Source organism: Pseudomonas sp. WC1 (assembly GCF_050586565.1).
Classification (GTDB): domain Bacteria; phylum Pseudomonadota; class Gammaproteobacteria; order Pseudomonadales; family Pseudomonadaceae; genus Aquipseudomonas.
In genome coordinates this window covers 36,354-62,867 of record NZ_JBOBDQ010000003.1, presented here as the reverse complement: position 1 = coordinate 62,867, position 26,514 = coordinate 36,354, and the positions used below count along the sequence as shown (strand labels likewise).

The window sequence follows — 26,514 nt, the reverse complement described above, 5'->3', positions numbered from 1 at the left end:
GAAGAGGCAAAGCATGAAGAAGACAATCGCCTTGTTCCTGGGCGCGGCCCTGCTTTGCGCAGGCGTTGCCCAGGCCGCGGAAAAACCACAGATCCGCATCGGCGCCCGGGTGTTCACCGAACAGACCGTGCTCGCCGAGATCACCGCCCAGCACCTGCGCGCCAACGGCTTCGAGGTGCGGGTGACTACCGGCCTGGGCAGCAACATCGCCCGCCAGGCCCAGGAAACCGGCCAGCTCGACCTGATGTGGGAATACACCGGCGTATCGCTGGTCTCGTACAACCATATCGACGAGCGCATGCCCGACGCCGCAGCCACCTATGCGCGAGTGAAAGAGCTCGACGCGAAAAAGGGCCTGGTCTGGCTGACTCCGTCGAAGTTCAGCAACACCTACGCCCTGGGCCTGCCAAAGGCAGTCGCCGCGGCCTACCCGCAGATCAACTCGATCAGCGACCTCAACCAGGTGCTGCATGACGAAGCCGACCGCAACCACCTGGTGGCGCTGGACACCGAGTTCGCCAACCGCCCGGATGGCCTGGTTGGCCTGCGCGAGCTGTACGAGCTGCCGCTGGACCGGCGCAACATCCGCCAGATGGACGGAGGCCTGGTGTACACCGCCATGCGCAACAACCAGGTGTTCGCCGGCCTGGTCTACACCACCGACGGGCGCCTGAACGCGTTCGACCTCAAGCTGCTGGAAGACGACAAGCACTATTTCCCCGACTACACCGCCGCCCCGGTGCTGCGCCAGGCCGTGCTCGACGCCCATCCTCAGCTGGCCACCCTGCTCAAGCCGCTGGCCGAACAGCTGGACGACGAGACCATGCGCCAGCTCAACGCCAAGGTCGATGTCGAGCACCAGAGCCCGACGGTGGTGGCCGCCGCGTTCCTGCGTGAGTACCCACTCAGCGAGGTACAGCCATGAACCTGCTCGACACCTTCGTCCACCTCGACTGGGCACAGGTCCTGCAACTGACCTGGCAGCACATCATGCTGGTCGGCATCGCGGTGGGCCTGGCGATCCTTGTCGGCGTGCCGCTGGGCATCCTGATGACCCGCTTCCCGGTGTTCGCCGGCCCGCTGCAGGCCAGCGCCACCGTGCTGCTGACCATCCCCTCGATCGCCCTGTTCGGCTTGCTGCTGCCGTTCTACTCGAAGTTCGGCCAGGGCCTGGGGCCACTGCCGGCGATCACTGCAGTGTTCCTTTATTCACTGCTGCCGATCCTGCGCAACACCTACCTGGCCCTGACCAACGTCGAGCCCGGTATCCGTGAAGCCGCGCGCGGCATCGGCATGACCTTCGGCCAGCGCCTGCGCATGGTCGAGTTGCCCATCGCCGTGCCGGTGATCCTCGCCGGCGTGCGCACCGCCGTGGTGATGAACATCGGCGTGATGACCATCGCCGCGACCATCGGCGCCGGCGGCCTGGGCGTGCTCATTCTTACCTCCATCAGCCGCAGCGACATGTCGATGCTGCTGGTCGGCGCGGTGCTGGTCAGCCTGCTGGCGATCATCGCCGACCTGATCCTGCAAGCCCTGCAACGTGCCCTGACTCCAGAAGGACTGCGCTCATGATCGAACTGAAGAACCTCAGCAAGACCTTCAACGTCAACGGCAAGGACGTCAAAGCCGTCGACGCGGTAAGCCTCACCGTCAACGAAGGCGAAATCTGCGTGTTCCTCGGCCCCTCCGGCTGCGGCAAGAGCACCACGCTGAAGATGATCAACCGCCTGATCACCCCGACCTCAGGGCAAGTGTTCATCAATGGCGAGGACACCACCGGCCTGGACGAGGTGACCCTGCGCCGGCACATCGGCTACGTGATCCAGCAGATCGGCCTGTTCCCCAACATGACCATCGAGGAGAACATCACCGTGGTCCCGCGCTTACTCGGCTGGGACAAGCAGCGCTGCCACGATCGCGCCCGCGAGCTGATGAGCATGATCAAGCTCGAGCCCAAGCAGTACCTGCAGCGCTACCCGCGTGAACTGTCCGGTGGCCAGCAGCAACGCATCGGCGTGATCCGCGCCCTGGCCGCCGAGGCCCCGGTGCTGCTGATGGACGAGCCGTTCGGCGCGGTCGACCCGATCAACCGCGAGATGATCCAGAACGAGTTCTTCGAGATGCAGCGGGCCCTGAACAAGACGGTGATCATGGTCAGCCATGACATCGACGAGGCCATCAAGCTGGGCGACAAGATCGCCATCTTCCGCGCCGGCAAGCTGTTGCAGCTGGATCACCCGGACACCCTGCTGGCACACCCGGTGGACGATTTCGTCAGCAACTTCGTCGGTCAGGACAGCACGCTCAAGCGCCTGCTGCTGGTGCGTGCCGAGGATGCCGCGGACAACGCGCCATCGGTGAGTCCGGAAACACCGGTGAGCGATGCGCTGGAACTGCTGGACGAGCATGACCGCCGTTACGTGGTGGTGACCGATGCGCAGAATCGCGCGCTGGGTTATGTGCGCCGCCGCGACATGCACCGCCAGCAGGGCACGTGCGCGGATTTCCTGCGTCCGTTCAATGCCACGGCGGCGCACGATGAGCACCTGCGCATCCTGCTGTCGCGCATGTACGAGTTCAATCGGGCGTGGTTGCCGGTGCTGGATGCCGAACAGGTGTTCCTGGGAGAGGTGACACAGGAGTCGATTGCGGCGTACCTGAGTTCTGGGCGCTCGCGCGGGGCGAAGACCTCGATCGTGTCGCCGGCCGAGGCAGTGACCTCCTGATAGAAAGCCGGGGGCGCTTTGCGCCCCTTTTCGCCGGCAAGCCGGCTCCCACAGTAGTAGCTGCGGCCAATACCTTGTGGGAGCCGGCTTGTCGTGGCGACGAACCGCGGCGAAAAGGGCTGCAAAGCAGCCCCGGCAATCTTGGATCAGAACCCTACACTGGCCTGCACATAGAACGTGCGCGGCTCACCCACATAGATCCCCGCGTTGTTGTCGCTGGAGCGGGTGAAATACTGCTTGTCGAACAGGTTCTTCACCCCGGCGGCCAGCTTCAGGTTCGACAGCTGCGGCCCGAACGCATAGCCACCCCGGGCATGCCAGGTGACGTAGCCCGGAATGTCGCCATACTGCCCGTCGGCGCTCGGCTGGGTGATGTAGTTGCCGTTGAAGCTGCCATCGGCGTTCATCCCGGTACCCGGCGCGTGCTGCTTCGACTGGGCGTAGGCATCCAGGTTCCAGGTCCAGTGGTTGACCTCGTAGCGCACGCCGGCGGTGGCCACCTGGCGCGAATAGAACGGCAGGTCACGCCCCTTGAAACCAGGGATCTCGCCCTCGTAGGTGGCACGGGTGTAGGTGTAGCCAGCATTCACCGACAGCCCCTGCAGGCGTGGGTCCAGGCCGGACAGGTCGTAGCGCGCCGAGGCCTCGATGCCCTGGTGCTTGGTCGCCCCCAGGTTGGTCCAGCCGACATCGTTGCTGATGTACTGCAGCTCATCGTCGAAGTCGATGTAGAAGGCTGTCAGCTCACCGGCCCAGTTGCCGTTGTCATAGCGCGTACCAATTTCGTAGGTCTTGGCCTTCTCCGGCTCCAGGCCGTTTGCCGTGCTGTCGCCGACGCCGCCCTGGCCCAGCTGGAAGTACTGCAGGCTGCCGAACGAGGTCTCGTAGTTGGCGAACAGCTTCCACGCATCGGACAGGTGGTACATCACGCTCAGCGCTGGCAGCGGTTCGTTGCTGGTGATGCTGCGGTTCTTCTCCGGCACTGGGCGATAGTTGGCGTCCATCACCGGACGGTCGCGCCAGTCGGTGTTGATGTGCTCGAAGCGGATGCCCGGGGTGATGGTCCAGTTGCCGACGTCGATCTTGTCGTCGATGTAGTAGGCGCTGGCCTCGGTGCCACCACTGCGGTCCTGGAACACATGGCCGTCGGAGGTCGGGGTCACGGTCGGCACGTTGTCGACCAGCGCCAGGCGGGTGGACTGCTCGCGCATCGCTTCCTTCAGATAGCGATAGCCGACGCTGACTTCCTGGGTGGTCGGGCCGACGAAGAAGATCCGCGACAGACGTGGCTCGATGGCGAAGGTGTGATAGTTGCGCGGGTACGACGACAGGGTCTTCTGGTCGCGGGCGGCGATGGCGCTGCCACGGAAGCTGTCGGTGTAGTAAGTCAGCACCTCGAACTGGGTGGCGTCGTCGATCTGTCGCTGCCACTTGAACGAGACGTCCTTGCGGCGGCCGCTGAAGTAGTCGTAGTCGCGCACCGACTGGTAGGGGTTGTGATCGTACTGCGCCTGGGTCAGGCCACCCGGCATGTCGGCGCGGCCGTCGTAGTAGTGGAAATTGAGCCAGAACTCGTCGACATCGGTCGGTGCCCAGTGGGTCTTGAGCATCACATCGTCGATATCGTTGTCGTTGTTGCTTTCGCGATAGCCATCGCCATTCACGCCGGTATACAGCAACGCCACGCCCATGCCGTTGTCGGCAGTGCCGCCGACGAAGGCCGACTCGGTGTGCTTCCAGCCGCCATCGCGCGAAGTCTCGAGGGTGGTGGACAGCTCGCCGCTGGCCTTCTCGGGGATCGCCCGAGTGACGAAGTTGATCACCCCACCGACGTTCTGCGGGCCATAGCGCACGGAGCCTGCACCACGGACCACGTCGATGCTGTCGAGGTTGCCCGAGGAGATCGGCGCCATCGACAGCTGTGGCTGGCCGTAGGGGGCGAAGGCCGCCGGAATGCCATCGATCAGCACGGTCGAACGCGGCGACAGGCGCGACGTCAGGCCACGCACGCCGACATTCAGCGACAGGTCGCTGCCACCGGTGCCGTTGGAATCCTGCACCTGCACGCCCGGGATACCGCGCAGGGCGTCACGCACGTTCATCGTGCCCTTCTCCACCATCGCTTCGCGGCGCACCACGGTGCGCGCGCCAGGGTGGTTCTGCACCACGCTCTGGTCGGCGTCGCCCAGCCAGTCCCCGACCACCTTGATATCGGTGGGCGCCAGCTCCAGGCTGCCGGTGGTCAGGGTACCGGCGGCCTGGGCCGGCTTGACCACCACGGTGTCCGCGGACTGCTCGAAGGTCAGCCCGCTACCTTGCAGCAGTTGCTGCAGGGCCTGCTCCGGCGCCAGGTTGCCGGACACCGCCGGGGCCTGCTTGCCGTCCACCAGCTCGGGGCTGAAGAACAGTTGCAGGTTGGTCTGCTGGCCCAATTGCTTGAGTGCGCCCGCCAATGGCTGGGCCTGGATCTGGATGGTATCGGCGTAGCTGTTGCCGGCGGCGGCGCTGACCGCCAGGGCCAGCGCCAGGCGGCGCAGCTGGAGAAGGGGATTATTGTTGTTCACGTCTTCGATGGGTCCTGAGAGTCGGGATAAACGCCAACCGCATGCAAATGGAAATGCTTGGCAGTTGCAGCTGGCGGGGAAGACGAACGAACGGAAAAAAACCTGAATCTATTTCAGAACAATTTCGCTGGAGCCGTCTGCAAGGTTCTTCACGCGCACCGGCAGTATGCTCGGCAAGGCCCGCAACAGGGCGTCCGGGTCGTCGGTGCTGAAGGTGCTCGACAGGCGCAGAGCAGCGGCCTTGCCGGACGCCACATGCAAAGGTCGGGCGCGGTAGCGCGAAACCTCCGCCACTACGTCGCTCAGCGGCGCGTTGTCGAAGACCAGCTTGCCCTGGCGCCAGGCGGTCAGCGCCTTGGCATCGATGGCATAGGGCGCAGCGACCTTGCCCTGCGCATCGATATGCGAACCCTGGCCGGCAGTGAGCAGCGCCAGCGACTCGGCTGCACCCTGTACCTTCACCGAACCCTGCTCCACCGCCACGCGAGTCCGGTTCGGATCCTGGCGTACATCGAAGCGGGTGCCGGTGACGGTGACATTGCCCTGGGCAGTGCTGACCACAAAGGGTCGGCCACTGTCGTGGGCGACGATGAACATCGCCTCGCCCGCGTCCAGGCGCACATGGCGCTGCCCCGGGGAAAACATCACCTGGACCTGTGTGGCACTGTTGAGCTCCAACCGTGAACCGTCCGGCAACTCGACCTGACGTCGCTCACCCAAGCCCGTGCCCAGCATGTCCTGGTGATTGAGCTGTTGATACTGCCAGACCGTCCAGCCAAGCCCGAGCGCCACCATCGCCACCCCGGCCGCCAATGCCTGGCGCAGCAGGCGTCGGCGCGGCAACTGACGTACCGGCTCGGGCTGGCACAGCGCCTCGAGGCGCTGCCGGGGGATGAAGTCGGCGGCGCGCCACAGTTGCGCCAGGCGCTCGTACTCTTGCCGGTGCCGCGGGTGCTGCGTCAGCCACGCCTGCAACGCCGACTGCACGGCATTGTCGTGCGGCGCGTCCTGGGCCCGGGCGAACCAGCTGGCCGCCTGCTCGCCCACGGGATCGGGCGCGTGCTGTTTCATCGAAGGGGTCTCCTGACTCATCTGGCCGACACATCCAGGTGCTCACGCAGATGCCGGAGCGTGCGGATCATATACTTTTCGACCATGTTCTTGGTCAAACCCATGCGCTCGGCGATCTCGGCCTGGGTCAGGCCTTCGAGCTTCTGCCAGATGAACACCCTGCGGCAATTCAGCGGCAGCTCGGCCAGCGCACGCTCGACGCTGTCGGCCAGTTCCAGGGCGTGCACATACGCTTCCGGGTCGTCCCCTGCGGCTATATCACCTGTGAAGGCCTCAAGCTCCAGGGCCTGGCGCCGGTCCTCGCGGCGAAAGCCGTCGACGGCGATGTTGCGGGCGGTCTGGTGCAGATAGGCGCGTGGCTGCTCGACCTGCTCGCGCGGGTTTTCCAGCACCCGCACAAAGGCATCGTGGGTGAGGTCCTCGGCCTGCTGTCGACTGCGCAGTTTGCGCGTCCAGGTGCCGATCAGCTCTTGGTAATGGTCGAGGAAGCCTTTGGGTCCGGACACGGTCGGGGTCGTCAGGGAGGCAGATGAGGTCGCGAATAGTAATATTTCTCATCAAGGACGGCAATCGACATGTCCCTTGCACGACCAATGGCCCAGATAGGCTCTGCGTAACAAAAAATTTATGGCCAATTTCGCGGTAAAGACCAGGCTGAGCATGTGGCCATAAATTTGAACACCCTGTGTTCATTCGCCCTCCTGCCTCAGCCACCGACAAACGGTCACCAACAGGTTCCTCCGCCCTTTCGCAGCGAAACCAGAGCCATCATGCAAAGAATGAAGCTATCAACCGATCGCAGCCAGATCGCCACCTATTCCACAATTTTTTACGCTCATGGTCATTTCCTGAACCTACCTGGTTCACATCGGTCGGTTATCGCAACGGCAGGCCGCCGGCACACGACGAATGCCCTCGGATTGCCTGTTGATATTGGCGTTTTCACACCCTAAAGTGCGCGCCGAACGTCCATGCTGGAAACGATCCATCCGGCTCAAGTACTGACGACGAGACAGCAAGGTCACCCGCCTTTTCCCGGCACGGCTGACCTTTTTGCTTTCGGCGACATGCCTTGGGAAGTAGGCGAACCAAAGTGGGGATACGGAGGACGTTCAGTTGCTGCCACTTATCTTTTCAGTTTGCCCATGGAGCCCCTGAGCATGTCGATCCAGGTCGAAGACTACTTTGCGCGTGACACCTTCCAGAAAATGAAGGCGTTCGCCGACAAGCAGGAAACCCCGTTCGTTCTCATCGATACCCAGATGATCAGCCAGGCCTATGACGACCTGCGCGCCGGGTTCGAATTCGCCAAGGTCTACTACGCGGTCAAGGCCAACCCGGCGGTCGAGATCATCGACCTGCTGAAGGAAAAGGGCTCGAGCTTCGACATCGCCTCGATCTATGAACTGGACAAGGTGCTCGGCCGCGGCGTCAGCGCCGACCGTATCAGCTACGGCAACACCATCAAGAAGTCCAAGGACATCCGCTACTTCTACGAGAAAGGCGTGCGCCTGTACGCCACCGACTCCGAGGCCGACCTGCGCAACATCGCCAAGGCCGCGCCGGGCTCGAAAGTCTATGTGCGTATTCTCACCGAAGGCTCCACCACCGCCGACTGGCCACTGTCGCGCAAGTTCGGCTGCCAGACCGACATGGCCATGGACCTGCTGATCCTCGCCCGCGACCTGGGCCTGGTGCCCTACGGCATCTCCTTCCACGTCGGCTCGCAACAGCGCGACATCAGCGTGTGGGACGCAGCCATCGCCAAGGTCAAGGTGATCTTCGAGCGCCTCAAGGAAGAAGACGGCATCGAGCTGAAGCTGATCAACATGGGCGGCGGCTTCCCGGCCAACTACATCACCCGCACCAACAGCCTCGAGACCTACGCCGAAGAGATCATCCGCTTCCTCAAGGAAGACTTCGGTGACGACCTGCCGGAAATCATCCTCGAGCCTGGCCGTTCGCTGATCGCCAACGCCGGCATCCTGGTCAGTGAAGTGGTGCTGGTGGCGCGCAAGTCTCGTACTGCCGTCGAGCGCTGGATCTACACCGACGTGGGCAAGTTCTCCGGCCTGATCGAAACCATGGACGAAGCCATCAAGTTCCCGATCTGGACCGAAAAGAAAGGCGAAACCGAAGAAGTCGTCATCGCCGGCCCGACCTGCGACAGCGCCGACATCATGTACGAAAACTACAAGTACGGCCTGCCGCTGAACCTGGCCATCGGTGACCGCCTGTACTGGCTGTCGACCGGTGCCTACACCACCAGCTACAGCGCGGTGGAGTTCAACGGCTTCCCGCCGCTGAAGGCTTACTACCTGTAACTCGAGGCGTCACTTGGGGCTGCTACGCAGCCCATCGCCGGCAAGCCGGCTCCCACAGGGATCGCGCAGTTCTGAGACCTGCGCTGAACCTGTGGGAGCCGGCTTGCCGGCGATGGGCCGCAAGGCGGCCCCTACTTGCTCGTGGCAGCGGTCTCGCGCAGAGGCCCGCACGATCAGGCTCAGTCTTCCCGCCGTTCGATCTCCTCGGCATAACGCGCCGCAAAGGCCATCAATGCTGGCCCCGCCCCCTGCAACGTCACCAGCGCACTGCGCAGGAAATTCAGGTTGCCTTCGACCCTGGCCCGGTCCAGCCAGGGCCCGGCCTCGGCTATCTGCCCCCGCTCGACCAGCACCAGCGCCAGGCTGAACATCCCGCGGAAATCCCCCGCCTCGGCTGAACGGCGATACCAGCGCATGGCCCGCACCGGGCTCGCGGCGGTGGCAATGCCCTGCTCCAGATACCGCCCATACAGGTTCATCGACTTGGCATGCCCCAGCTGCGCGGCTTTCTCGTAGCACATCAACGCCTGGGACTGGTTGGCCGCCACCCCACGACCGGTGGCCAGCAGATTGGCCAGGTTGTACATCCCCCAGTCCAGCCCGGCGTCGGCCGCCCGGGCATAGTGAATGGCCGCCTGGGCGAGATCCACCTCGCCACCCCAGCCGTGCTCCAGGCAACGGCCAAGCATGTTGTGGGCCATGGCGCTGCCACCTTGGGCAGCAATCGAGAACCAACGCCGGGCCACATTGGCATCCTCTTCGATACCGCGCCCATCGAGCAGGATCTGCCCAAGCAACAGCTGCGCCTCGACCGCCCCTTGCCCCGCCGCCGTCAGGATCGCCTGCGCGGCCTGTCCCGGGCTGTGCTCGAGCATCGCCTTCAGCCCGGCCACATCCACCACTTCCTCACGACGCAATTGATAAGACACGGCTCAGACCTCGGCCCAGCGGCGCAGCAGGTTGTGGTAGGTGCCCGTCAGTTGCAGCAGCGACGGGTGCTCCGGCACATCGGCGCCGAGCTGACGGATGGCATTGTCCATCTCGAACAGCAAGGTGCGCTGGCTGTCCTCGCGCACCAGGCTCTGGGTCCAGAAGAACGCCGCATAGCGCGCCCCGCGGGTGACCGGGTTGACCTTGTGCAGGCTGGTGCCGGGGTACAGCACCAGGTCGCCGGCGGCCAGCTTGACCTGCCGCACGCCATAGGTGTCCTGGATCACCAGCTCGCCGCCGTCATAGCTGTCCGGGTCGCTGAGAAACAGCGTCGAGGACAGGTCGGTACGCACGCGCTCCGGGCTGCCCTTGGGCTGGCGCAGGGCATTGTCAATATGGAAATCGAAACTGCCGCCCTCGCGATAGCAGTTGATCAGTGGCGGGAACACCTTGTGCGGCAGCGCCGCGGACATGAACAACGGGTTGCGCCACAGCCGCTCGATCAACGCACTGCCGATTTCCTTGGCCAGCGCATGCCCCTCGGGCAACTGCAGGTTGTGCTTGGCCTTGGCCGACTGGTATCCGGCGGTGATTTTGCCGTCGGCCCAGTCGGCCTGCTCCAGGGCTTCGCGAATGCGCAGGATTTCGTCGGCCTCGAACAGGCCTGGGATGTGAAGCAGCATGGCGACGGCACCGAGAGCGAAAGGGGCGTCAATGATATTGATTACCTTTTACCTACCACAAGCCCCTTTCTCCAGAGCGCGACGGATGAGACCGTAAAAACCGTAAGGCAAAATTGTAAAGAATGTAAATTCCTGGCGAATGGTAACGCTTCTCAATTGTTCCTTACATTCGCTTACATTAACATCCGCGGCCTTCATACCTTGGGGAAGGTCTACAACAATGCGTCACGTGCCATCTGCTGTGAGTTCACCACGTCTGCTCGCCTCCGCCATCGGCATGGCGATCACCGCCACCTCGGCCTATGCCGCCGACCCGGCCGCCAGCAACGCCATCACCCTCGACGCCACCAGCGTCAATGGCAAGGCCGAACAGGCAAGCACCGAGTACAAGGTCGACAAGGCCTCGTCGCAGAAGTACACCGCGCCATTGGTGGACACGCCGCGCTCGATCACGGTGATTCCCCAGCAGGTGATCAAGGACACCAACGCCATGTCCCTGCAGGACGCCCTGCGCACGGTACCCGGGATCACCTTCGGTGCCGGCGAAGGCGGCAACCCGCAAGGCGATCGCCCATTCATCCGTGGCTTCGACGCCCAGGGCGACACCTACCTGGACGGCGTGCGTGACACCGGCGCCCAGACCCGCGAAATCTTCGCCATCGAGTCTGTCGAAGTGGCCAAGGGACCGAACTCGGCAATTGGTGGTCGCGGTGCGGCCGGCGGCACCATCAACCTGGTGAGCAAGCGCGCGCACCTGGGCAACTCGCTGGACGGCGCCTGGACCTGGGGCAGCGACCAGACCCAGCGTTACACCTTCGATGGCAACTACCAGTTCAGCGACAGCGTCGCCGGGCGCCTGAACCTGATGACCCACGAGAGTAACGTCGCCGGCCGCGACAAGGTCAACTACGACCGCTGGGGCATCGCCCCGTCGCTGGCGTTCGGCCTGGGCACGCCGACCCGCGTCAACCTCGACTACTACCACCTGGAAAGCGACGACCTGCCGGACTCCGGCATCCCCTACAGCGTGCCATTGGCAGGCAGCGGAGCCCGTACCTCTGCCCATCCGGACAAACCGGTGGACGGCGGCGACAGCGACAACTTCTACGGCCTGACCGGCCGCGACTTCCGCAAGACCCGTGTCGATATCGCGACCTTCGCCATCGAGCACGACCTGTCCGACACGCTGACCCTCAAGAACACCCTGCGCCACGGCAACAGCATGCAGGACTACGTGCTGACCCAGCCCGACGACAGTGCCGGCAACGTCAACAACAACGGCGTCTGGCGTCGCGCCAACACCCGTGTGGGCAACACCGCCACCACCACCAACCAGACCGACCTGTTCGGCGAATTCTACCTGGGCGGCCTGAAGAACAGCTTCTCCACCGGCGTCGAGTTCACCAAGGAAGAGTCCGACCGCCAGAGCTACACCGTCACCCCCAACAGCAAGCTCACCTGCACCGGGCCGGGCAGCGGCGGCAGCTGCACCTCGCTGGACAACCCGAACCCGGACGATGCCTGGGTCGGCACCGTCGCGCGCAACTACGCCGGCACCAAGACCAGCAGCAAGACCCGCGCACTCTATGTGTTCGACACCCTGGAGCTGACCCCGCAGTGGCTGCTCAACATGGGCCTGCGCTATGACCACTTCGACACCGACTACCGTGGCTACAATGCCGACGGCAGTACCGCAGTGAGCACCAAAGGCGTACCCGCCAAGGGCCAGGACACCAGCGAATTCATCACCGGCCAGCTGGGCCTGGTGTGGAAGCCGGCCGACAACGGCAGCATCTATGTGTCCTACGCCACCTCAGCCACACCGCCTGGCGCCATGCTCGGCGAGGGCACCGAAGGCAACCCGCTGGGCAACACCACCGACCGCTCCGGCAACCTGCTCAACAGTGACATGGAGCCGGAAGAAACCACCAACTACGAAATCGGCACCAAGTGGGACCTGCTCGACCAGCGCCTGTCCCTGGCAGCGGCGCTGTTCCGCACCGAGAAGGAAAACGCCCGGGTGCAGGTCAACACCAACACCTACGAGAACGTCGGTGAAACCCGTGTGCAAGGCATCGAGCTGTCGGCCAGCGGCAAGCTGACCGACAAGTGGCAGGTGTTCGCCGGCTACACCTACATGCAGGCCCGCCAGATCGACGGTGGCCCGCTGGGCAAGGCGAACGACGGCAACCAGCTGCCCAACACGCCGAACAACAGCGCCAGCCTGTGGACCACCTACCAGCTGACGCCGAAGTTGACGGTCGGTGGCGGCGCCTTCTATGTAGACGACGTGTACGGCAGCGTGGCCAACACCACCATGGTCGACAGCTACGTGCGCTACGACGCCATGGCGGCCTACAAGCTGACCAAGAACATCGACCTGCAGTTGAACGTGCAGAACCTCACCAACGAGGTCTACTACGACAAGGCCTACTCCACCCACTTCGCCAACCAGGCGGCGGGACGCACGGCATTGCTGACCACCAGCGTCCACTTCTAAAAGCCGCACCCCAGGCCCCGTTCAATCGATTGAACGGGGCTTTTGCGTATCAAGGCATAATGCACGCCGCGCAGTTGCTGGCGGCAAGACAAGGTGATCGATGTGGTGAAGAAGACGCTGTTCCAATTGCACTGGTTCTTTGGCATCAGCGCCGGCCTGGTGCTGGCGCTGATGGGCATCACCGGCGCAATCTGGTCGTTCCAGGAAGAACTGCTGCGCGCGTTCAACGCCGAGGTGCTCAAGGTCGAGGTACGCCAGGAAGGCGTGTTGCCGCCGGCCGAGCTGGTGCGCCGGGTCGAGGCCGCGCAAGGCGACCAGGTCTCCATGCTCTGGGTCGATACCCGCGACGGCAACGCGGCGCGGATCTTCTTCACCCCGGCCCCCGGCGAGCGGCGCGGCGCGCTGCGCTACGCCGATCCGTACACCGGCGAGCTCAAGGGTGAAGTCGCAGGCCTTGGCTTCTTCAACCTCATGCTCAACCTGCACCGGTTCCTGGCCATGGGCGACACTGGCCGGCAGATCACCGGCGCCTGCACCCTGATGCTGATCTTCTTCTGCCTCTCGGGGCTGTACCTGCGCTGGCCGCGCAAGGCCCTGAACTGGCGGACCTGGCTGACCCTCGACTGGGCCAGGAAAGGCCGTGCCTTCAACTGGGACCTGCATGCGGTGTTCGGCACCTGGTGCCTGCTGTTCTACCTGCTGTTCGCCCTGACCGGGCTGTTCTGGTCCTACGAGTGGTACCGCGAAGGCCTCAACCGCCTGCTGGCCGACCAGCCCGCGGCGGGCGAGCAGAAACGCGGCGAAGGCCGTGGCGGTCGTCATGGTCCGCCCAAAGTGGACAAGAACGCCCCGCCACGGGTGGTGGACTATGACGCCATCTGGGCCAACCTCAAGACAGCCGCAGGCCCGGACCTGGCCACCTACAACCTGCGCCTGCCGCCGGCCGGCGGCCAGCCCGCGACGCTGTTCTACCTGCTGCAAGGCGCCGAGCACGAGCGGGCCTTCAACACCCTGACCCTCGACCCGGCCAGCGGCCAGGTCAAGCGTCACGAACGCTATGCCGACAAGTCGTTCAAGGCGCAACTGCTGCAAAGCGTCTATGCCCTGCACGTCGGCGAGTACTTCGGTCTGCCGGGGCGCATCATCGTCACCCTCGCCAGCCTGACCATGCCACTGTTCTTCGTCACCGGCTGGCTGCTGTACCTCGACCGTCGGCGCAAGAAACGCCAGGTACGCGCCGCCCGTGGCGCAGTGGCGGACCGGGGCAACGCTGGCGACAGCTGGCTGATCGGCTTCGCCAGCCAGAGCGGTTTCGCCGAACAACTGGCCTGGCAGAGCGCCGGCCAGTTGCAAGCCGCCGGCTTGCCGGTGCAGGTACGCCCGCTGGCCGAGCTGGGCGAAGCCCAATTGCGCCAGGCCAGCCGTGCCCTGTTCGTGGTCAGCACCTTCGGCGACGGCGAAGCCCCGGACAGCGCCCGCGGCTTCGAGCGCAAGGTACTCGGCCAACCTTGGGCACTCGAGCATCTGGACTACGCCCTGCTGGCCCTGGGTGACCGCCAGTATCCGCACTTTTGCGGCTTCGCCCGCCGCCTCCAGGCCTGGCTTGGCGAGCGTGGCGCCACCTGCGCCTTCAGCCCGGTGGAAGTGGACAATGCCGACCCCACCGCGCTTCAACTGTGGCAACAGGAACTGACGCAACTGACCGGCGCCCGACCGATCGCCGCCTGGCAGCCGCCGAGCTTCGGCAACTGGCGTCTGCTGCGCCGTGAACTGCTCAACCCAGGTAGCGAGGGCGCGCCGGTCTACCTGCTGGGACTGCAGGCGCAAATGCCTGCGACCTGGGAAGCAGGCGACCTGATCGAGATCCTGCCGCGCAATGGCCAGCCCCGTGTCGATGCCTTCCTGGCAGGCCTGGGCCTCGATCCTCGCTGCCCGGTGCAGCTCGACGGCCTGCAGGAAAGCCTGGCGCAGGCCCTGGCCAGCCGCCAACTGCCGGTCGGCCGCGAACACCTGGTCGGCCTGCATGCCCAGGCGCTGATCGATGCCCTGATCCCGCTGACCGCTCGCGAATACTCGATTGCATCCATCGCCAGCGACGGCGTGCTGGAGCTGGTCGTGCGCCAGGAGCGCCACGCCGATGGCAGCCTGGGCCTGGGTTCCGGTTGGCTGACCGAGTATCTGCCACTCGATGGCAGCGTCAGCGCACGCCTGCGTCGCAACAGCGGCTTCCACCTGCCCGGCGGATCGGCCCCTCTGGTGCTGATCGGTAACGGCACCGGCCTGGCTGGCCTGCGCAGCCTGCTCAAGGCGCGCATCGCGGCGGGAGAGCAGCGCAACTGGCTGCTGTTCGGTGAGCGCAACCGGGCGCACGATCTGCTGTGCGGTGAGGAACTGCAAGGCTGGGTGGCAAGCGGCGACCTGCAACGGCTGAACCTGGCTTTCTCGCGGGACCAGGCGCAGAAGATCTACGTGCAGGATGTGCTGTTGCAGCAGGCCGCCGAGTTCAAGCGCTGGGTCGATGACGGCGCCTGTGTGTACGTCTGCGGCAGTTTGCAAGGGATGGCGGCCGGGGTGGATGCGGCGCTGCAGGGAATTCTGGGCGAGGAGCGGGTGCAGCGGCTGATCGAGGATGGGCGCTATCGCCGGGATGTGTACTGATCAGACAGTCAGGTCAGCAATGCCGACCTCATCGCCGGCAAGCCGGCTCCCACTCCGACCGCGCCGCCCTCAAGCCAAGCGCCGTCCCTGTGGGAGCTGCGGTTCGCCGCCGCGACTTGCCAGCGATGAGGCCCGCGCAGCAATCAATGCAATTCGAAGGTATCGGCATCCATGTTGGCCGGGAACCGCGCCCGATACGCGGCCAGCTCAGCCGCCCGCAGCACCACGGTAAATACCCCGTCGGCCTCGCCCGCGCTGAGCAGGCTCTCACCCTGGAAGTCCAGCACCTGGCTGTCGCCGGAGTAGGCGAAGCCCTTGCCATCGGTGCCGATCCGGTTCACCGCTGCCACGAAGCACAGGTTCTCGATGCCCCGTGCCGGCAGCAGCCGGTTCCAGTGCAAGCGCCGCGCCGCTGGCCAGTTGGCGGTGTACAGCAGCAGGTCGGTGTCCTGCGCATCGCGGCTCCACACCGGGAAACGCAGGTCGTAGCAGATCAGCGGGCGAATCCGCCAGCCCTTGAGCTCGAACTGCACCTGGCGCTCGCCCGGGGTGTAGTGCTTGTGCTCGCCGGCCATGCGGAACAGGTGGCGCTTGTCGTAATGCAGGATCTCGCCATCGGGCCGCGCCCACAGCAACCGGTTGCGATGGCTGCCGTCGGCGGCCTGGATGATCACGCTGCCAGTGATCACGGCGTTGGCTTTCTTCGCCTGGGCCTTGAGCCATTTGTAGGTAGGACCGTTTTCCGGCTCGGCCAGGCTTTCGGACTCCATCGAAAAGCCGGTGGTGAACATTTCCGGCAGGACCACCAGGTCCACCTCGCCGGCCTGGGTGATCAGCTCCTCGAAGTGCGCGTAGTTCGCCTCGCGGTCGTGCCAGGCCAGGGTGGTCTGCACCAAGGCGATTTTAAGGTTCGGCAGTTGGCTCAGATCGCGCATAGTCTTTCCGCTGCCTGGCGCAGCGTCTCCTCGCGTTTGGCAAAGCACAGGCGTACCAGGCGTTGCTCGGGGATGGGTTGCTGGTAGAACACCGACACCGGAATGCTGGCCACGCCATGCTCCTGGGTCAGCCACAGAGCCATGTCGACGTCGTTCAGGTCGGGGCGGATCTGCGAGTAGTCCACCAGTTGGAAATAGGTGCCTGGGGTACGGGTGAAGCTGAAGCGCGAGCCTTGCAGCAGGTCGCAGAACAGGTCGCGCTTGGCCTGGTAGAAGCCCGGCAGTTCGTCGATATGCTCAGGGTGCTCGGCCATGAAGTCGGCCAGGGCGCACTGCAAGGGCGTGACGCCACAGAAGTTTACGTACTGGTGCACCTTGCGCAATTCGGCGCTGAGCGCCGGTGGCGCGACCACGTAGCCGGTTTTCCAGCCGGTGACGTGATAGGTCTTGCCAAACGAGCTGATGACGAAGGCTTTGCTGTACAGCTGCGCGTGGGCCAGCACGCTGGCGTGGCGCACGCCGTCGTAAATCAGGTGCTCGTAGACTTCGTCGCTGACCAGGTAGATATCGTGGTCGCCGATCAACGCAGCCAACTGCTCCAGGTCGTCGCGGCTGATCAAGGCGCCGCTTGGGTTGTGCGGCGAATTGAGGATGACCATGCGCGTGCGCGGGCTCAGGGCGTCGCTGAACTTCTGCCAGTCGATGCTGAAGCTGCCGTCGCGCAGAGGCACATGCACGCAGCGGCCACCGGCCAGCTCCACCGACGGCTCGTAGCTGTCGTAGCTGGGGTCGAAGACGATCACCTCGTCACCGGGATGGATCACCGCCTGGATCGCGCAGAAGATCGCCTCTGTGGCGCCCGGGGTGATGGTCACTTCCTGGTCGGCATCCACTGCCACGCCATACAGCCGGGCGATCTTGGCTGCAACCTGCTGGCGCAGGGCTGGCAGGCCGGTCATCGGCGAATACTGGTTATGCCCGGCTGCCACATGGCGGCCAACGGCATCGAGCAAGGCCGGGGGGCCGTTGAAGTCAGGGAAGCCCTGGGACAGGTTGAGCGCACCGGTCTGCATGGCCAGTTGCGACATGGTGGTAAAGATGGTCGTGCCGACGTTCGGCAGTTTGCTGCGGATCATGGAGCCCTCTTTCCTGGGGTTTGTCCGGCACGGGGGTGGATCCGAGCATAGCGGAACGAGCGGTCAGGAAAAAGGTTGAAACAATAGGGGGATTGCGGTGGATCAAAGGGCCCTATCGCCGGCAAGCCGGCTCCCACAGGTATTGTGGCTTGTGCATACGCTGTGGGAGCCGGCCTGCCGGCGATGAAGCCAGCACGGAATCAGCGCTTGTCGCGGCGCTTCTTCTCGGCCTTCTTGTGGTGCGACATCAGGCGGCGCTTCTTGTTGACCTGGCGATCGGTGAGGGTGTTCTTGTTGCCCTCGTACGGGTTCTCACCGCCCTTGTACTCGATGCGGATCGGCGTGCCGACCAGCTTGAGCACGCGGCGGTAGGTGTTCTCCAGGTAACGCGAGTAGGACTTGGGCACCTTCTCGGTCTGGTTGCCGTGGATCACGATCAGCGGCGGGTTGGCGCCACCAAGGTGGGCATAGCGCAGCTTGATGCGGCGGCCGTTGACCAGCGGCGGTTGGTGCTCGCTGATGGCGTCTTCGAGGATCTGCGTCAGGCGGCTGGTCGGCCAGCGGGTAACCGCCGACTTGAACGCGGCCTGCACCGACTTGTACAGGTGGCCAACGCCGGTGCCGTGCAAGGCGGAGATGAAGTGGATGTCGCAGAAGTCTACGAAGAACAGCCGGCGCTCAAGCTCGGTTTTCACATAGTCGCGCTCGCCCGGCTCCATGCCGTCCCACTTGTTCAGTGCGATGACGATCGCCCGGCCAGCGTCGAGGGCAAAGCCCAGCAGGTTGAGGTCGTGGTCGACCACGCCTTCGCGAGCGTCCATGACGAAGATCACCACGTTGGCGTCCTTGATCGCCTGCAGGGTCTTCACCACCGAGAACTTTTCGACTTCCTCGTGGATCTTGCCGCGCTTGCGCACGCCGGCGGTGTCGATGAAGGTGTACTTCTCGCCATCGCGCTCGAACGGGATGTAGATACTGTCGCGGGTGGTGCCAGGTTCGTCGTACACCACCACACGCTCTTCACCAAGCATGCGGTTGACCAGCGTCGACTTGCCCACGTTCGGGCGGCCGATGATGGCAATCTTGATACCGTCCTTTTCGCTCGGGCCGGGAATGCGCACGGCCTCTTCGCCTTCGGCGACGTCCTGGTCGAGGGCTTCTTCTTCGGCGTCACGCGGAATGTGGCCGAGCACCGACTCCATCAGGGCGTTGATACCACGGCCCTGGGAGCCGGCCACCGGGATGGCGTTGCCCATGCCCAGCGGCGAGAACTCGGCGCGGGCGATGTCGGGGTCGATGTTGTCGATCTTGTTCGCCACCAGCACAGCCGACTTGTTCCGCTTGCGCAGGTGGTCGGCGATCATCTGGTCGGCGGCGGTCATGCCGGCACGGGCGTCGACCAGGAACAAGACGTAGTCGGCTTCCTCGATGGCCATCAGCGACTGCTCGGCCATCTTCTCGTCCATGCCTACTTCGTCGCCGGTGATACCACCGGTGTCGATCAGGATGAACGAGCGACCCTGCCAGCTGGCATCACCATACTGGCGGTCACGGGTCAGGCCCGACAGGTCACCGACGATGGCATCGCGGGTCTTGGTCAGGCGGTTGAACATGGTGGATTTGCCGACGTTGGGGCGGCCCACCAGGGCGATTACGGGAACCATGCGGCTCTCCACTCTTGAATTCTTGAAAATGCAAAGGCCGCTGCAAGGCAGCGGCCGGAGTTCGGGCGGCGTTTCCTACGCCGCAACCTGAGCCCGCGAACGGGCTCAAGCATAGCTTCAGCGGATGGTCAGTGCCTCGAGCTTGCCGCTGTTGCCAAAGACGTAGATGGTGTCGCCGACCACGAGTGGGCGGGCGCGCAGGCCATCGCTGTCGATACGCTCACGGCCGACGAAGCGGCCATCGACCTGGCTGAGCAGGTGCAGGTAACCTTCGAAGTCACCGACAGCCACATAGCTGGAGAACACTTCCGGCGCCGACAACTGACGACGGGCCATGGAGTCGTTGCTCCACAGCGAGCTGGAGGAACGCTCATCGACGCTCTGCACGGTGCCCGACGCTTCGCTCACGTAGACGTTGCCGAAGCCCTGGGCGACACCCACGTAGCTGGAAGCATCGCGTTGCCACAGCACGCGGCCGCTTTCCAGGTCCAGGCCGGCGACGCGGCCCTGGTAGGTGCTGACGTACAGGGTGCCACCGGACAGCAGCAGGCCGCCGTCGATGTCCACCACGCGGTCCAGCTCGGAACGGCCCTGCGGAACGGCCACGCGGCTTTCCCACACTGGCACGCCGTTGCTGATGTCGACCGCCACCACCTTGCCGGTTGAGAGGCCGGCAACGGCCAGGCGGTTGGTCACCACCGGCGCGCCGGTACCGCGCAGGGTCAGCACGGCCGGGCTGTTCTCGTAGATCCAGCGACGGTCGCCCGTGGCGGCGTCGAAGCCGACCAGGCGGTCGTCCTGGGTCTGCACCACCACCACGTCGCCATTGTTGGCGGGCGGAGCCAGCACTTCACTGGAGACGCGGGAGCGCCAGCGCTCCTCGCCGGTGCTGGAGTCCAGGGCAATGACCTCGCCCTTGAGGGTACCCAGCATGACCAGGCCATAGCCCACGCCCACGGCGCCGGAAACCGGCAGCTCGAGGTCCTTCTTCCACACCACGTCACCGGTGATGCGGTTCAGCGCGAAGACCTCGCCGTTGACATCGGAAGCGTAGATGCGGTCGTTCTCGATGGCTGGCACCAGGGTGTTGTAGGTCTCACCCTGGCCGTCACCGATCGAACGGCTCCACTGCTTCTTCAGCACCACTTCCTCGGTGAACTTGGTCAGCTCGGCCGGGGGCAGTTCCTTCTTGCTGTTGCTGCTGCAACCCGCCGCCAGGACGGCGAGGGTGAGCACTGCTGCTTGTTTCCAACCCTTCACTTCAGGCGTCCCCTTTGGCCAGGTCATCCAGCTTCAGTTGCAGGCCACCGATCGCGGCGTCGTCGGACAGCGCGGCCTTGGCTTTTTCGTAGGCGCCGTGCGCGTCGTCGGCGCGGCCCAGTTGCACCAGCAGGTCGCCCTTGAGTTCTTCACGGCTGGCCAGGAAGGCCTTGTCGGTGTCGCCATCGAGCAGCTTGAGGGCGTCCTCGGCCTTGTCCTGGGCCGCGAGCACGCGGGCCAGGCGCTGGCGCGAAATCTCGCTCAGGGTGGCGTCGGCCGGCTTGTCCATCACGCTTTTGAGTTCGCTCGCCGCGTCGTCCAGCTTGCCGCTCTCGACCGCCACCTTGGCGACGAACAGGCTGCCGTACTGGGCGTAGGCGGTGCCGCCGAACTCGCTCTTGAGCTTGCCGGAAAGCTCCGCCACCTTGCTCGCGTCAGGCTTGCCATCTGGCGTCAGCGAAGTTTCCAGCAGGGCCTGATACAGCGCCGAAGCGCCTTGCGACTGGTTGGCCTGGTACTTGTGCCAGGTCTGCCAGCCCATCACCACCACACCGGCCAGCAGGGCGCCGGTCAGCAGTGGCTTGCCGTTGCGGTTCCACCAGTCCTTGGCCGCTGCCAGGCCTTCATCATCGGTACTCGACACCCCAATACTCCTATTCGCCTATTCGTTGTCGGACCGCGTCACGCCTGGGCGATCGCGGTTTCCAGGTGCGCAGCAAGCGCATCCCAGGCAATGTTCTGTTGTTCGCCCTGGCCGCGCAGGGGCTTCACGCCAATCTCTTGCTTGGCCAGCTCGTCGTCGCCGAGGATCAGGGCGAACAGCGCGCCGCTCTTGTCGGCCTTCTTGAACTGGCTCTTGAAGCTGCCGCCACCGGCATTGACCGCCAGGCGCAGGTTCGGCTGGAGGTCGCGCAGGCTTTCGCTCAGGCGCAGGCCGGCCAACTCCGCCTGTTCGCCAAAGGCGCACAGGTAGACGTCGATGGTACGGCTGATCGACTCGGGCACCTTGCCCAGGGTCTCCAGCAGCAGGATCAGACGCTCGATGCCCATGGCAAAACCGACGCCCGGGGTGGGCTTGCCGCCCATCTGCTCGACCAGGCCGTCATAACGGCCACCGGCGCAGACGGTGCCCTGGGCGCCGAGCTTGTCGGTGACCCACTCGAACACGGTCTTGCTGTAGTAGTCCAGGCCGCGGACCAGCTTGGTGTTGATCACGAACGGAATGCCGGCGGCGTCCAGGCGGGCCTTCAGGCCCTCGAAGTGCACGCGGGACTCTTCGTCCAGGTAGTCTTCGAGCTTCGGTGCGCCAACCAGTACCGCCTGGGTGTTCTGGTCCTTGCTGTCGAGGATGCGCAGCGGGTTGCTCTTCAGGCGGCGCTGGCTGTCTTCGTCCAGTTGTTCGAGGCGGGCCGACAGGTACTCGACCAGCGCATCGCGGTAACGCGCGCGGGCTGCGCTGGTGCCCAGGCTGTTGAGCTGCAGTTCGACCGCATCCTGGATACCCAGCAAGCCCCACAGGCGCCACGTCAGCATGATGAGTTCGGCGTCGACGTCCGGGCCGTCGAGGTTGAACACCTCCACGCCGATCTGGTGGAACTGGCGGTAGCGGCCCTTCTGCGGCCGCTCGTGGCGGAACATCTGGCCGATGTACCAGAGCTTCTGCACCTGGCCGTTGCCGGTAATGCCGTGTTCGAGCACGGCACGCACGCAGGCGGCGGTACCTTCGGGGCGCAGGGTGAGCGAGTCGCCGTTGCGGTCCTCGAAGGTGTACATCTCCTTCTCGACGATATCGGTGACTTCACCGATCGAGCGCTTGAACAGCTCGGTGAACTCGACGATCGGCGTGCGGATCTGGCTGTAGCCGTAGCTGTCCAGCAAGCCGGCCACGGTGCCCTCGAAGTAGCGCCACAGCGGCGACTGGTCGGGCAGGATGTCGTTCATGCCACGGATGGCTTGCAGCGATTTGCTCACGAATAGTCCTTACGAATCTGTGTATCAGCCGCGGGCGATCAGCGCCGCGTCGGCCTCGGCCTTCTCGGCCGCTTTCTGGCGGATGAGCTTTTCCAGCTCGTCGACCAGGTTGTCGTTGTTCAGCTTCTGCGATGGCTTGCCGTCGATATACACCAGGTTCGGCGTGCCGCCGGTCAGGCCCACGTGCGACTCCTTGGCCTCGCCCGGGCCGTTGACCACGCAACCGATCACCGCCACGTCCAGCGGCACCAGCAGGTCCTCCAGGCGCCCTTCCAGTTCGTTCATGGTCTTGACCACATCGAAGTTCTGCCGCGAGCAGCTCGGGCAGGCGATGAAGTTGATGCCACGGGAACGCAGGTGCAGCGACTTGAGGATGTCGTAGCCGACCTTCACTTCCTCGACCGGATCGGCCGCCAGGGAAATGCGGATGGTGTCACCGATGCCTTCGGCCAGCAGCATACCTAGGCCGACGGCGGATTTCACCGTCCCCGAGCGCAGGCCGCCGGCTTCGGTGATGCCTAAGTGCAGCGGCTGGATGATCTGCCTGGCCAGCAGGCGGTAGGCTTCGACGGCCATGAACACGTCGGAGGCCTTGACGCTGACCTTGAAGTCCTGGAAATCCAGGCGGTCAAGGTGCTCGACATGGCGCAGGGCCGACTCGACCAGCGCCGCCGGGGTCGGCTCGCCGTACTTCTTCTGCAGGTCCTTTTCCAGGGAGCCTGCGTTGACGCCGATGCGGATCGGGATGCCACGGTCGCGGGCGGCATCGACCACGGCGCGCACACGGTCTTCACGGCCGATATTGCCCGGGTTGATGCGCAGGCAGTCGACGCCCAGTTCGGCCACGCGCAGAGCGATCTTGTAGTCGAAATGGATGTCGGCGACCAATGGCACGCTGACCAGTTTCTTGATTTTGCCGAATGCCTCGGCGGCGTCCATGTCCGGTACCGAGACACGGACGATATCCACGCCGGCATCGACCAGGCGCTGGATCTGCGCCACGGTGGCGGCGACATCGTTGGTGTCGGTGTTGGTCATGCTCTGCACCGCGATGGGCGCATCACCACCCACCGGCACATTGCCGACCCAGATCTTGCGGGATTCGCGACGTTTGATCGGAGATTCGCCGTGCATGACTTACTGTCCCAACTTCAGGCGAGCGGTTTCGCCACTGGTGAACGGGGCGACATCGACCGCCTGGCCGTTGTAGCTCACCTGGGCGCCACGGGCGAAGCCCAGGCGCACCGCGAACGGTGGCTTGCCGGTCAGTTCCAGGCTGTCGCCCTTGCGCTTGATGGCGCTGAACAGCACCTTGCCGTTGCCGTCGGTGACCTGGGTCCAGCAATCGGCGGTGAATTGGATATGAACCTTGGCGCTGCCGGCCGGGGCCGGCGTGGCTTCAGCGGGCGCAGCCGGTGCGACCGCAGCGGTGGCCGCGACGGCTGTGGTTGGCGCGGCGGCGGCAGGCGCGGCGGGGGTGACCACGGCAGGCGCGGCGGCAGTCGGCGCGGCGCTGGTGGCTGGCGTTGCAGGTGCCACGGAGGCGACTGGCGCCTGGGCCTCGGCGACCGGTGTCTGCTCGGCGCTGTTCGGTTCCAGCGGCAGGGCCTGGCCTTCGGCCTGCTGGCCCTCGCTCACGGCCTGGTCTTCCGGCTCGTCCAGCGGGTGAATCTGCGTGGTGCCGTCGGCGCTCTCGACCTCGACGTGCTCCAGGGCGATCTTGGCCAGGTCCTTGCCGCGCAGGTTGCTCTGGTCCTGCCACCAGAAGAAACCGCCGCCGACCACGGCGACCAGCAGCAACAGGCTGACCACGCGCAGGATGTTGTGCGACAGGCGCACCGGCTCTTCGATACGGCCGAGCGCGTGCACCTCACTGCCTTTGGCATGGGTCCCGGTGATCTGGTCGAAGGCCTCGACCAGGGGCGCCTGGTCCATGTCCATCAGCTTGGCGTAGGCGCGGATGTAGCCACGGGCGAAGGTATGCCCGGGCAGCTTGTCGAAGGCGCCGTTTTCCAGGTTGTTCAGCGAAGATACCGTGAGGTTGAGCTTGCGAGCGACCTCGGCCTGGCTCCATTCGCGTTTTTCGCGGGCCTGGCGCAAGACGTCACCGGGGTTCTGGCGAGTCGCTGCTGCTACTTCAGTGTGCGCGGCTTTCATCGTTGCTCCGACAGGTATTGCTGATATTCCGGCGTACCGGGATAAAGTCGTTGTAATTGCTGGCCCAAGCGGGCCGCGGTGCCCTGCTCGTCAAGGGCAAGTGCCAGGCGATGGCCCAGCAGCAAGCTGCGGGCATTCTGGTCGCTCAGCTGGCTGAATCGATCGTAGTAATTCCGGGCCGGCACATAATGCCTGTTTTCGTAGGACAACTCAGCCATTTCGAGCAAAGCCTTCGGTTGCCGCTGATTCAGCCGAAGGGCCTTTTCCAGGTATTCGCGGGCCTGATCGCCCTGCCCTCGCTTCAAGGCGGTGAGCCCGAGGTTCTCGTAGACGCGCGAACGCTCAGGATACAGGGTATCGGCGGCGGCCTGGAGGAACATCGCGTGGGCTTCGTCGAAACGGCCCTGAGCATATAGGAAACTGCCGTAGTTGTTACGGATTCGCGAGTCATCCGGGCGGATGGCCAGGGCTTTGTCGAAATGTTCGCCGACCAGGGCGGGCTCATCCTCGGCCTGGAACACCAGGGCGAGCGCGGCATGGGCATCGGCGTCGCGGGCGTCGAGGGCCAAGGCCTTGGCCAGAGGGGCCTTGGCGCGTTCGGTCAAACCTTGTTGCAAATAACCCAAGCCCAACTGTACATAGGCCTGCCCCGCCGCCTCGCGCCCCTGGCGGTTGGCCAGGGGGTCGCCCGCGTCTCCGGACACGCAGCCGGCCAGCAGCGAAAGCGTCAGGATCGACAGCGCGATGCGCAGGCTCATGGGGCAGATGCTCGTCAGGGGCGCGCGGCGCTGTCTTGCGGCTCGTCGGCGGCCAACTGGCGCACCGCGATGTAGCGCTCGCTGCGGCGAGTGCGGTCGTTGACCTGGCCCACCAGCTGACCGCACGCGGCGTCGATGTCGTCACCGCGGGTAGTGCGCGTGGTCACGTTGAAGCCGCCGTGGTGCAACAGGTCCTGGAAGCGGCGGATGGCATTGTTGCTCGGCCGCTCATAGCCGGAATGCGGGAACGGGTTGAACGGGATCAGGTTGATCTTGCACGGCACATCGCGCAGCAGTTCGATCATCTGCGCGGCGTGCTCGGGCTGGTCGTTGACGTCCTTGAGCAGGGTGTACTCGATGGTGAGCACGCGCTTGCCGCCGAGGGTGGACATATAGCCCATGCACGACTCCAGCAGCATCTTCAGCGGGTACTTCTTGTTGATCGGCACCAGCTTGTTGCGCAGCTCATCATTCGGCGCGTGCAGCGACAGGGCCAGGGAGACATCGATGTGCTTGGCCAGCTCGTCGATCATCGGCACCACGCCCGAGGTGGACAGGGTGACGCGCCGCTTGGAAATGCCATAGCCCAGATCTTCCATCATGATCTTCATGGCGGCGATGACATTATCGAAATTCAGCAAGGGCTCGCCCATGCCCATCATGACCACGTTGGTAATCGCGCGGTCGATCTTGGCCGGGACGGTCCCGAAGGATTTGTTCGCAAGCCACACCTGACCGATCACTTCGGCGGCGGTGAGGTTGCTGTTGAAGCCTTGCTTGCCGGTGGAGCAGAAACTGCAGTCCAGGGCGCAGCCGGCTTGCGACGACACGCACAGCGTGCCGCGATCGTCGGTGGGGATGTAGACGGTCTCGACGCAGCTGCCGGAGGCAACGCGGATCACCCACTTGCGGGTGCCGTCGGCGGAAATGTCTTCGCTGACCACTTCCGGGCCCCGAATCTCGGCAACGGCCTCGAGCTTTTCGCGCAAGACCTTGCCGACGTTCGTCATGGCGGCGAAATCATCGACGCCAAAGTGGTGAATCCATTTCATCACCTGACCGGCACGGAAGCGCTTCTCCCCGATTGAGTCGAAGAACTGTTCCATTTCCGCCAGGGTAAGCCCCAGCAGGTTGATCTTGTCAGTCGATGTCGTCATGGATTCACCCTCACTCG

At 64.6% G+C, this 26,514-nt stretch carries 21 protein-coding genes; 6 read left to right on the top strand and 15 right to left on the bottom strand.

Annotation, left to right across the window (positions count from 1 at the left end; genetic code table 11):
- Window positions 1–13 precede the first annotated feature (13 nt).
- From ACQ4OD_RS01940 to ACQ4OD_RS01930, 3 genes are read left to right on the top strand one after another with little or no spacing between them, the layout of a single operon-like run.
- Window positions 14–925, top strand: a complete 912-nt coding sequence (locus ACQ4OD_RS01940; RefSeq protein ID WP_430943806.1) for a glycine betaine ABC transporter substrate-binding protein — start codon at window positions 14–16, stop codon at window positions 923–925.
- On the top strand, window positions 922–1,575 hold the full coding sequence (locus ACQ4OD_RS01935; protein WP_110699925.1) for an ABC transporter permease: 654 nt from the start codon (window positions 922–924) through the stop codon (window positions 1,573–1,575). Before ACQ4OD_RS01940 ends, ACQ4OD_RS01935 begins: the two co-directional genes overlap by 4 nt.
- Window positions 1,572–2,729 carry a betaine/proline/choline family ABC transporter ATP-binding protein gene (locus ACQ4OD_RS01930; RefSeq protein ID WP_430943805.1) on the top strand — a complete coding sequence of 386 codons (1,158 nt, stop codon included), beginning with the start codon at window positions 1,572–1,574 and terminating at the stop codon, window positions 2,727–2,729. The genes ACQ4OD_RS01935 and ACQ4OD_RS01930 overlap by 4 nt, the downstream gene beginning before the upstream one ends.
- A gap of 146 nt (window positions 2,730–2,875) precedes the next feature.
- On the opposite strand, the gene ACQ4OD_RS01925 is transcribed toward ACQ4OD_RS01930, so the two are convergent.
- The 3 genes from ACQ4OD_RS01925 to ACQ4OD_RS01915 all read right to left on the bottom strand — a co-directional run bounded on the left by ACQ4OD_RS01925 (window position 2,876) and on the right by ACQ4OD_RS01915 (window position 6,870).
- Entirely contained in the window at window positions 2,876–5,293 is a 2,418-nt protein-coding gene (locus ACQ4OD_RS01925; RefSeq protein WP_430943804.1) for a TonB-dependent siderophore receptor, read from the bottom strand.
- Between the two features lie 108 nt (window positions 5,294–5,401).
- Complete coding sequence (locus ACQ4OD_RS01920) at window positions 5,402–6,364, bottom strand: FecR family protein (RefSeq protein ID WP_430943803.1); 963 nt, start codon at window positions 6,362–6,364, stop codon at window positions 5,402–5,404.
- A gap of 17 nt (window positions 6,365–6,381) precedes the next feature.
- Entirely contained in the window at window positions 6,382–6,870 is a 489-nt protein-coding gene (locus ACQ4OD_RS01915) for a sigma-70 family RNA polymerase sigma factor (RefSeq protein WP_430943802.1), read from the bottom strand.
- A 654-nt stretch (window positions 6,871–7,524) separates the two neighbouring features.
- On the opposite strand from ACQ4OD_RS01915, the gene ACQ4OD_RS01910 reads away from it, so the two are divergent.
- On the top strand, window positions 7,525–8,688 hold the full coding sequence (locus tag ACQ4OD_RS01910) for a type III PLP-dependent enzyme (protein WP_102684931.1): 1,164 nt from the start codon (window positions 7,525–7,527) through the stop codon (window positions 8,686–8,688).
- A gap of 179 nt (window positions 8,689–8,867) precedes the next feature.
- Here ACQ4OD_RS01910 and ACQ4OD_RS01905 read toward each other — a convergent pair whose 3' ends face one another.
- Window positions 8,868–9,617 carry a tetratricopeptide repeat protein gene (locus ACQ4OD_RS01905; RefSeq protein WP_430943801.1) on the bottom strand — a complete coding sequence of 250 codons (750 nt, stop codon included), beginning with the start codon at window positions 9,615–9,617 and terminating at the stop codon, window positions 8,868–8,870.
- A gap of 3 nt (window positions 9,618–9,620) precedes the next feature.
- Window positions 9,621–10,301, bottom strand: coding sequence for a Fe2+-dependent dioxygenase (locus ACQ4OD_RS01900; protein WP_046854262.1), 681 nt, complete (start codon window positions 10,299–10,301; stop codon window positions 9,621–9,623).
- Window positions 10,302–10,521: 220 nt separating this feature from the next.
- Between ACQ4OD_RS01900 and ACQ4OD_RS01895 the strand changes: the two genes are divergently transcribed.
- Entirely contained in the window at window positions 10,522–12,801 is a 2,280-nt protein-coding gene (locus tag ACQ4OD_RS01895) for a TonB-dependent receptor (RefSeq protein WP_139668992.1), read from the top strand.
- A gap of 102 nt (window positions 12,802–12,903) precedes the next feature.
- Complete coding sequence (locus ACQ4OD_RS01890; RefSeq protein WP_430943800.1) at window positions 12,904–15,459, top strand: PepSY domain-containing protein; 2,556 nt, start codon at window positions 12,904–12,906, stop codon at window positions 15,457–15,459.
- Between the two features lie 143 nt (window positions 15,460–15,602).
- Here the strand turns inward: ACQ4OD_RS01890 and ACQ4OD_RS01885 are convergent, their stop codons facing one another.
- The 10 genes from ACQ4OD_RS01885 to rlmN all read right to left on the bottom strand — a co-directional run bounded on the left by ACQ4OD_RS01885 (window position 15,603) and on the right by rlmN (window position 26,497).
- Window positions 15,603–16,394, bottom strand: a complete 792-nt coding sequence (locus ACQ4OD_RS01885) for an amidohydrolase (RefSeq protein WP_102682069.1) — start codon at window positions 16,392–16,394, stop codon at window positions 15,603–15,605.
- Entirely contained in the window at window positions 16,382–17,530 is a 1,149-nt protein-coding gene (locus ACQ4OD_RS01880; protein WP_430943799.1) for a pyridoxal phosphate-dependent aminotransferase, read from the bottom strand. The genes ACQ4OD_RS01885 and ACQ4OD_RS01880 overlap by 13 nt, the downstream gene beginning before the upstream one ends.
- Window positions 17,531–17,730: 200 nt before the next feature.
- Entirely contained in the window at window positions 17,731–19,194 is a 1,464-nt protein-coding gene (der, locus tag ACQ4OD_RS01875; RefSeq protein WP_102682071.1) for a ribosome biogenesis GTPase Der, read from the bottom strand.
- 117 nt (window positions 19,195–19,311) lie between these two features.
- Window positions 19,312–20,481, bottom strand: a complete 1,170-nt coding sequence (gene bamB, locus ACQ4OD_RS01870; RefSeq protein WP_094011722.1) for an outer membrane protein assembly factor BamB — start codon at window positions 20,479–20,481, stop codon at window positions 19,312–19,314.
- A complete protein-coding gene (locus tag ACQ4OD_RS01865; RefSeq protein ID WP_038706767.1) occupies window positions 20,456–21,097 on the bottom strand; it encodes a tetratricopeptide repeat protein in 642 nt (213 codons plus the stop codon). Before ACQ4OD_RS01865 ends, bamB begins: the two co-directional genes overlap by 26 nt.
- A 38-nt stretch (window positions 21,098–21,135) precedes the next feature.
- Window positions 21,136–22,425 (bottom strand): histidine--tRNA ligase, encoded by a 1,290-nt coding sequence (gene hisS / locus ACQ4OD_RS01860; RefSeq protein ID WP_102682072.1) that lies wholly within the window; start codon window positions 22,423–22,425, stop codon window positions 21,136–21,138.
- Between the two features lie 24 nt (window positions 22,426–22,449).
- Entirely contained in the window at window positions 22,450–23,559 is a 1,110-nt protein-coding gene (gene ispG, locus ACQ4OD_RS01855; RefSeq protein WP_023630055.1) for a flavodoxin-dependent (E)-4-hydroxy-3-methylbut-2-enyl-diphosphate synthase, read from the bottom strand.
- Window positions 23,560–23,562: 3 nt separating this feature from the next.
- Complete coding sequence (locus ACQ4OD_RS01850; RefSeq protein ID WP_430943798.1) at window positions 23,563–24,582, bottom strand: RodZ domain-containing protein; 1,020 nt, start codon at window positions 24,580–24,582, stop codon at window positions 23,563–23,565.
- Window positions 24,579–25,340, bottom strand: coding sequence for a type IV pilus biogenesis/stability protein PilW (gene pilW / locus ACQ4OD_RS01845; RefSeq protein ID WP_430943797.1), 762 nt, complete (start codon window positions 25,338–25,340; stop codon window positions 24,579–24,581). The genes ACQ4OD_RS01850 and pilW overlap by 4 nt, the downstream gene beginning before the upstream one ends.
- A gap of 14 nt (window positions 25,341–25,354) precedes the next feature.
- Window positions 25,355–26,497: a 23S rRNA (adenine(2503)-C(2))-methyltransferase RlmN gene (gene rlmN, locus ACQ4OD_RS01840; protein WP_102682075.1), complete on the bottom strand. Its 1,143-nt coding sequence runs from the start codon at window positions 26,495–26,497 to the stop codon at window positions 25,355–25,357.
- Between the last annotated feature and the right edge of the window lie 17 nt (window positions 26,498–26,514).

Excerpts from the sequence above, each read along its gene's own strand:
- ACQ4OD_RS01910 (WP_102684931.1), top strand. The coding sequence starts at position 7,525 with ATGTCGATCCAGGTCGAAGACTACTTTGCGCGTGACACCTTCCAGAAA.
- bamB (WP_094011722.1), bottom strand. The coding sequence starts at position 20,481 with ATGACCTGGCCAAAGGGGACGCCTGAAGTGAAGGGTTGGAAACAAGCA.
- ACQ4OD_RS01895 (WP_139668992.1), top strand. The coding sequence starts at position 10,522 with ATGCGTCACGTGCCATCTGCTGTGAGTTCACCACGTCTGCTCGCCTCC.
- ACQ4OD_RS01930 (WP_430943805.1), top strand. The coding sequence starts at position 1,572 with ATGATCGAACTGAAGAACCTCAGCAAGACCTTCAACGTCAACGGCAAG.
- pilW (WP_430943797.1), bottom strand. The coding sequence starts at position 25,340 with ATGAGCCTGCGCATCGCGCTGTCGATCCTGACGCTTTCGCTGCTGGCC.
- ACQ4OD_RS01940 (WP_430943806.1), top strand. The coding sequence starts at position 14 with ATGAAGAAGACAATCGCCTTGTTCCTGGGCGCGGCCCTGCTTTGCGCA.
- ACQ4OD_RS01885 (WP_102682069.1), bottom strand. The coding sequence starts at position 16,394 with ATGCGCGATCTGAGCCAACTGCCGAACCTTAAAATCGCCTTGGTGCAG.
- ACQ4OD_RS01900 (WP_046854262.1), bottom strand. The coding sequence starts at position 10,301 with ATGCTGCTTCACATCCCAGGCCTGTTCGAGGCCGACGAAATCCTGCGC.
- ispG (WP_023630055.1), bottom strand. The coding sequence starts at position 23,559 with ATGCACGGCGAATCTCCGATCAAACGTCGCGAATCCCGCAAGATCTGG.
- ACQ4OD_RS01850 (WP_430943798.1), bottom strand. The coding sequence starts at position 24,582 with ATGAAAGCCGCGCACACTGAAGTAGCAGCAGCGACTCGCCAGAACCCC.
- ACQ4OD_RS01920 (WP_430943803.1), bottom strand. The coding sequence starts at position 6,364 with ATGAAACAGCACGCGCCCGATCCCGTGGGCGAGCAGGCGGCCAGCTGG.
- rlmN (WP_102682075.1), bottom strand. The coding sequence starts at position 26,497 with ATGACGACATCGACTGACAAGATCAACCTGCTGGGGCTTACCCTGGCG.
- ACQ4OD_RS01935 (WP_110699925.1), top strand. The coding sequence starts at position 922 with ATGAACCTGCTCGACACCTTCGTCCACCTCGACTGGGCACAGGTCCTG.
- der (WP_102682071.1), bottom strand. The coding sequence starts at position 19,194 with ATGGTTCCCGTAATCGCCCTGGTGGGCCGCCCCAACGTCGGCAAATCC.
- ACQ4OD_RS01880 (WP_430943799.1), bottom strand. The coding sequence starts at position 17,530 with ATGATCCGCAGCAAACTGCCGAACGTCGGCACGACCATCTTTACCACC.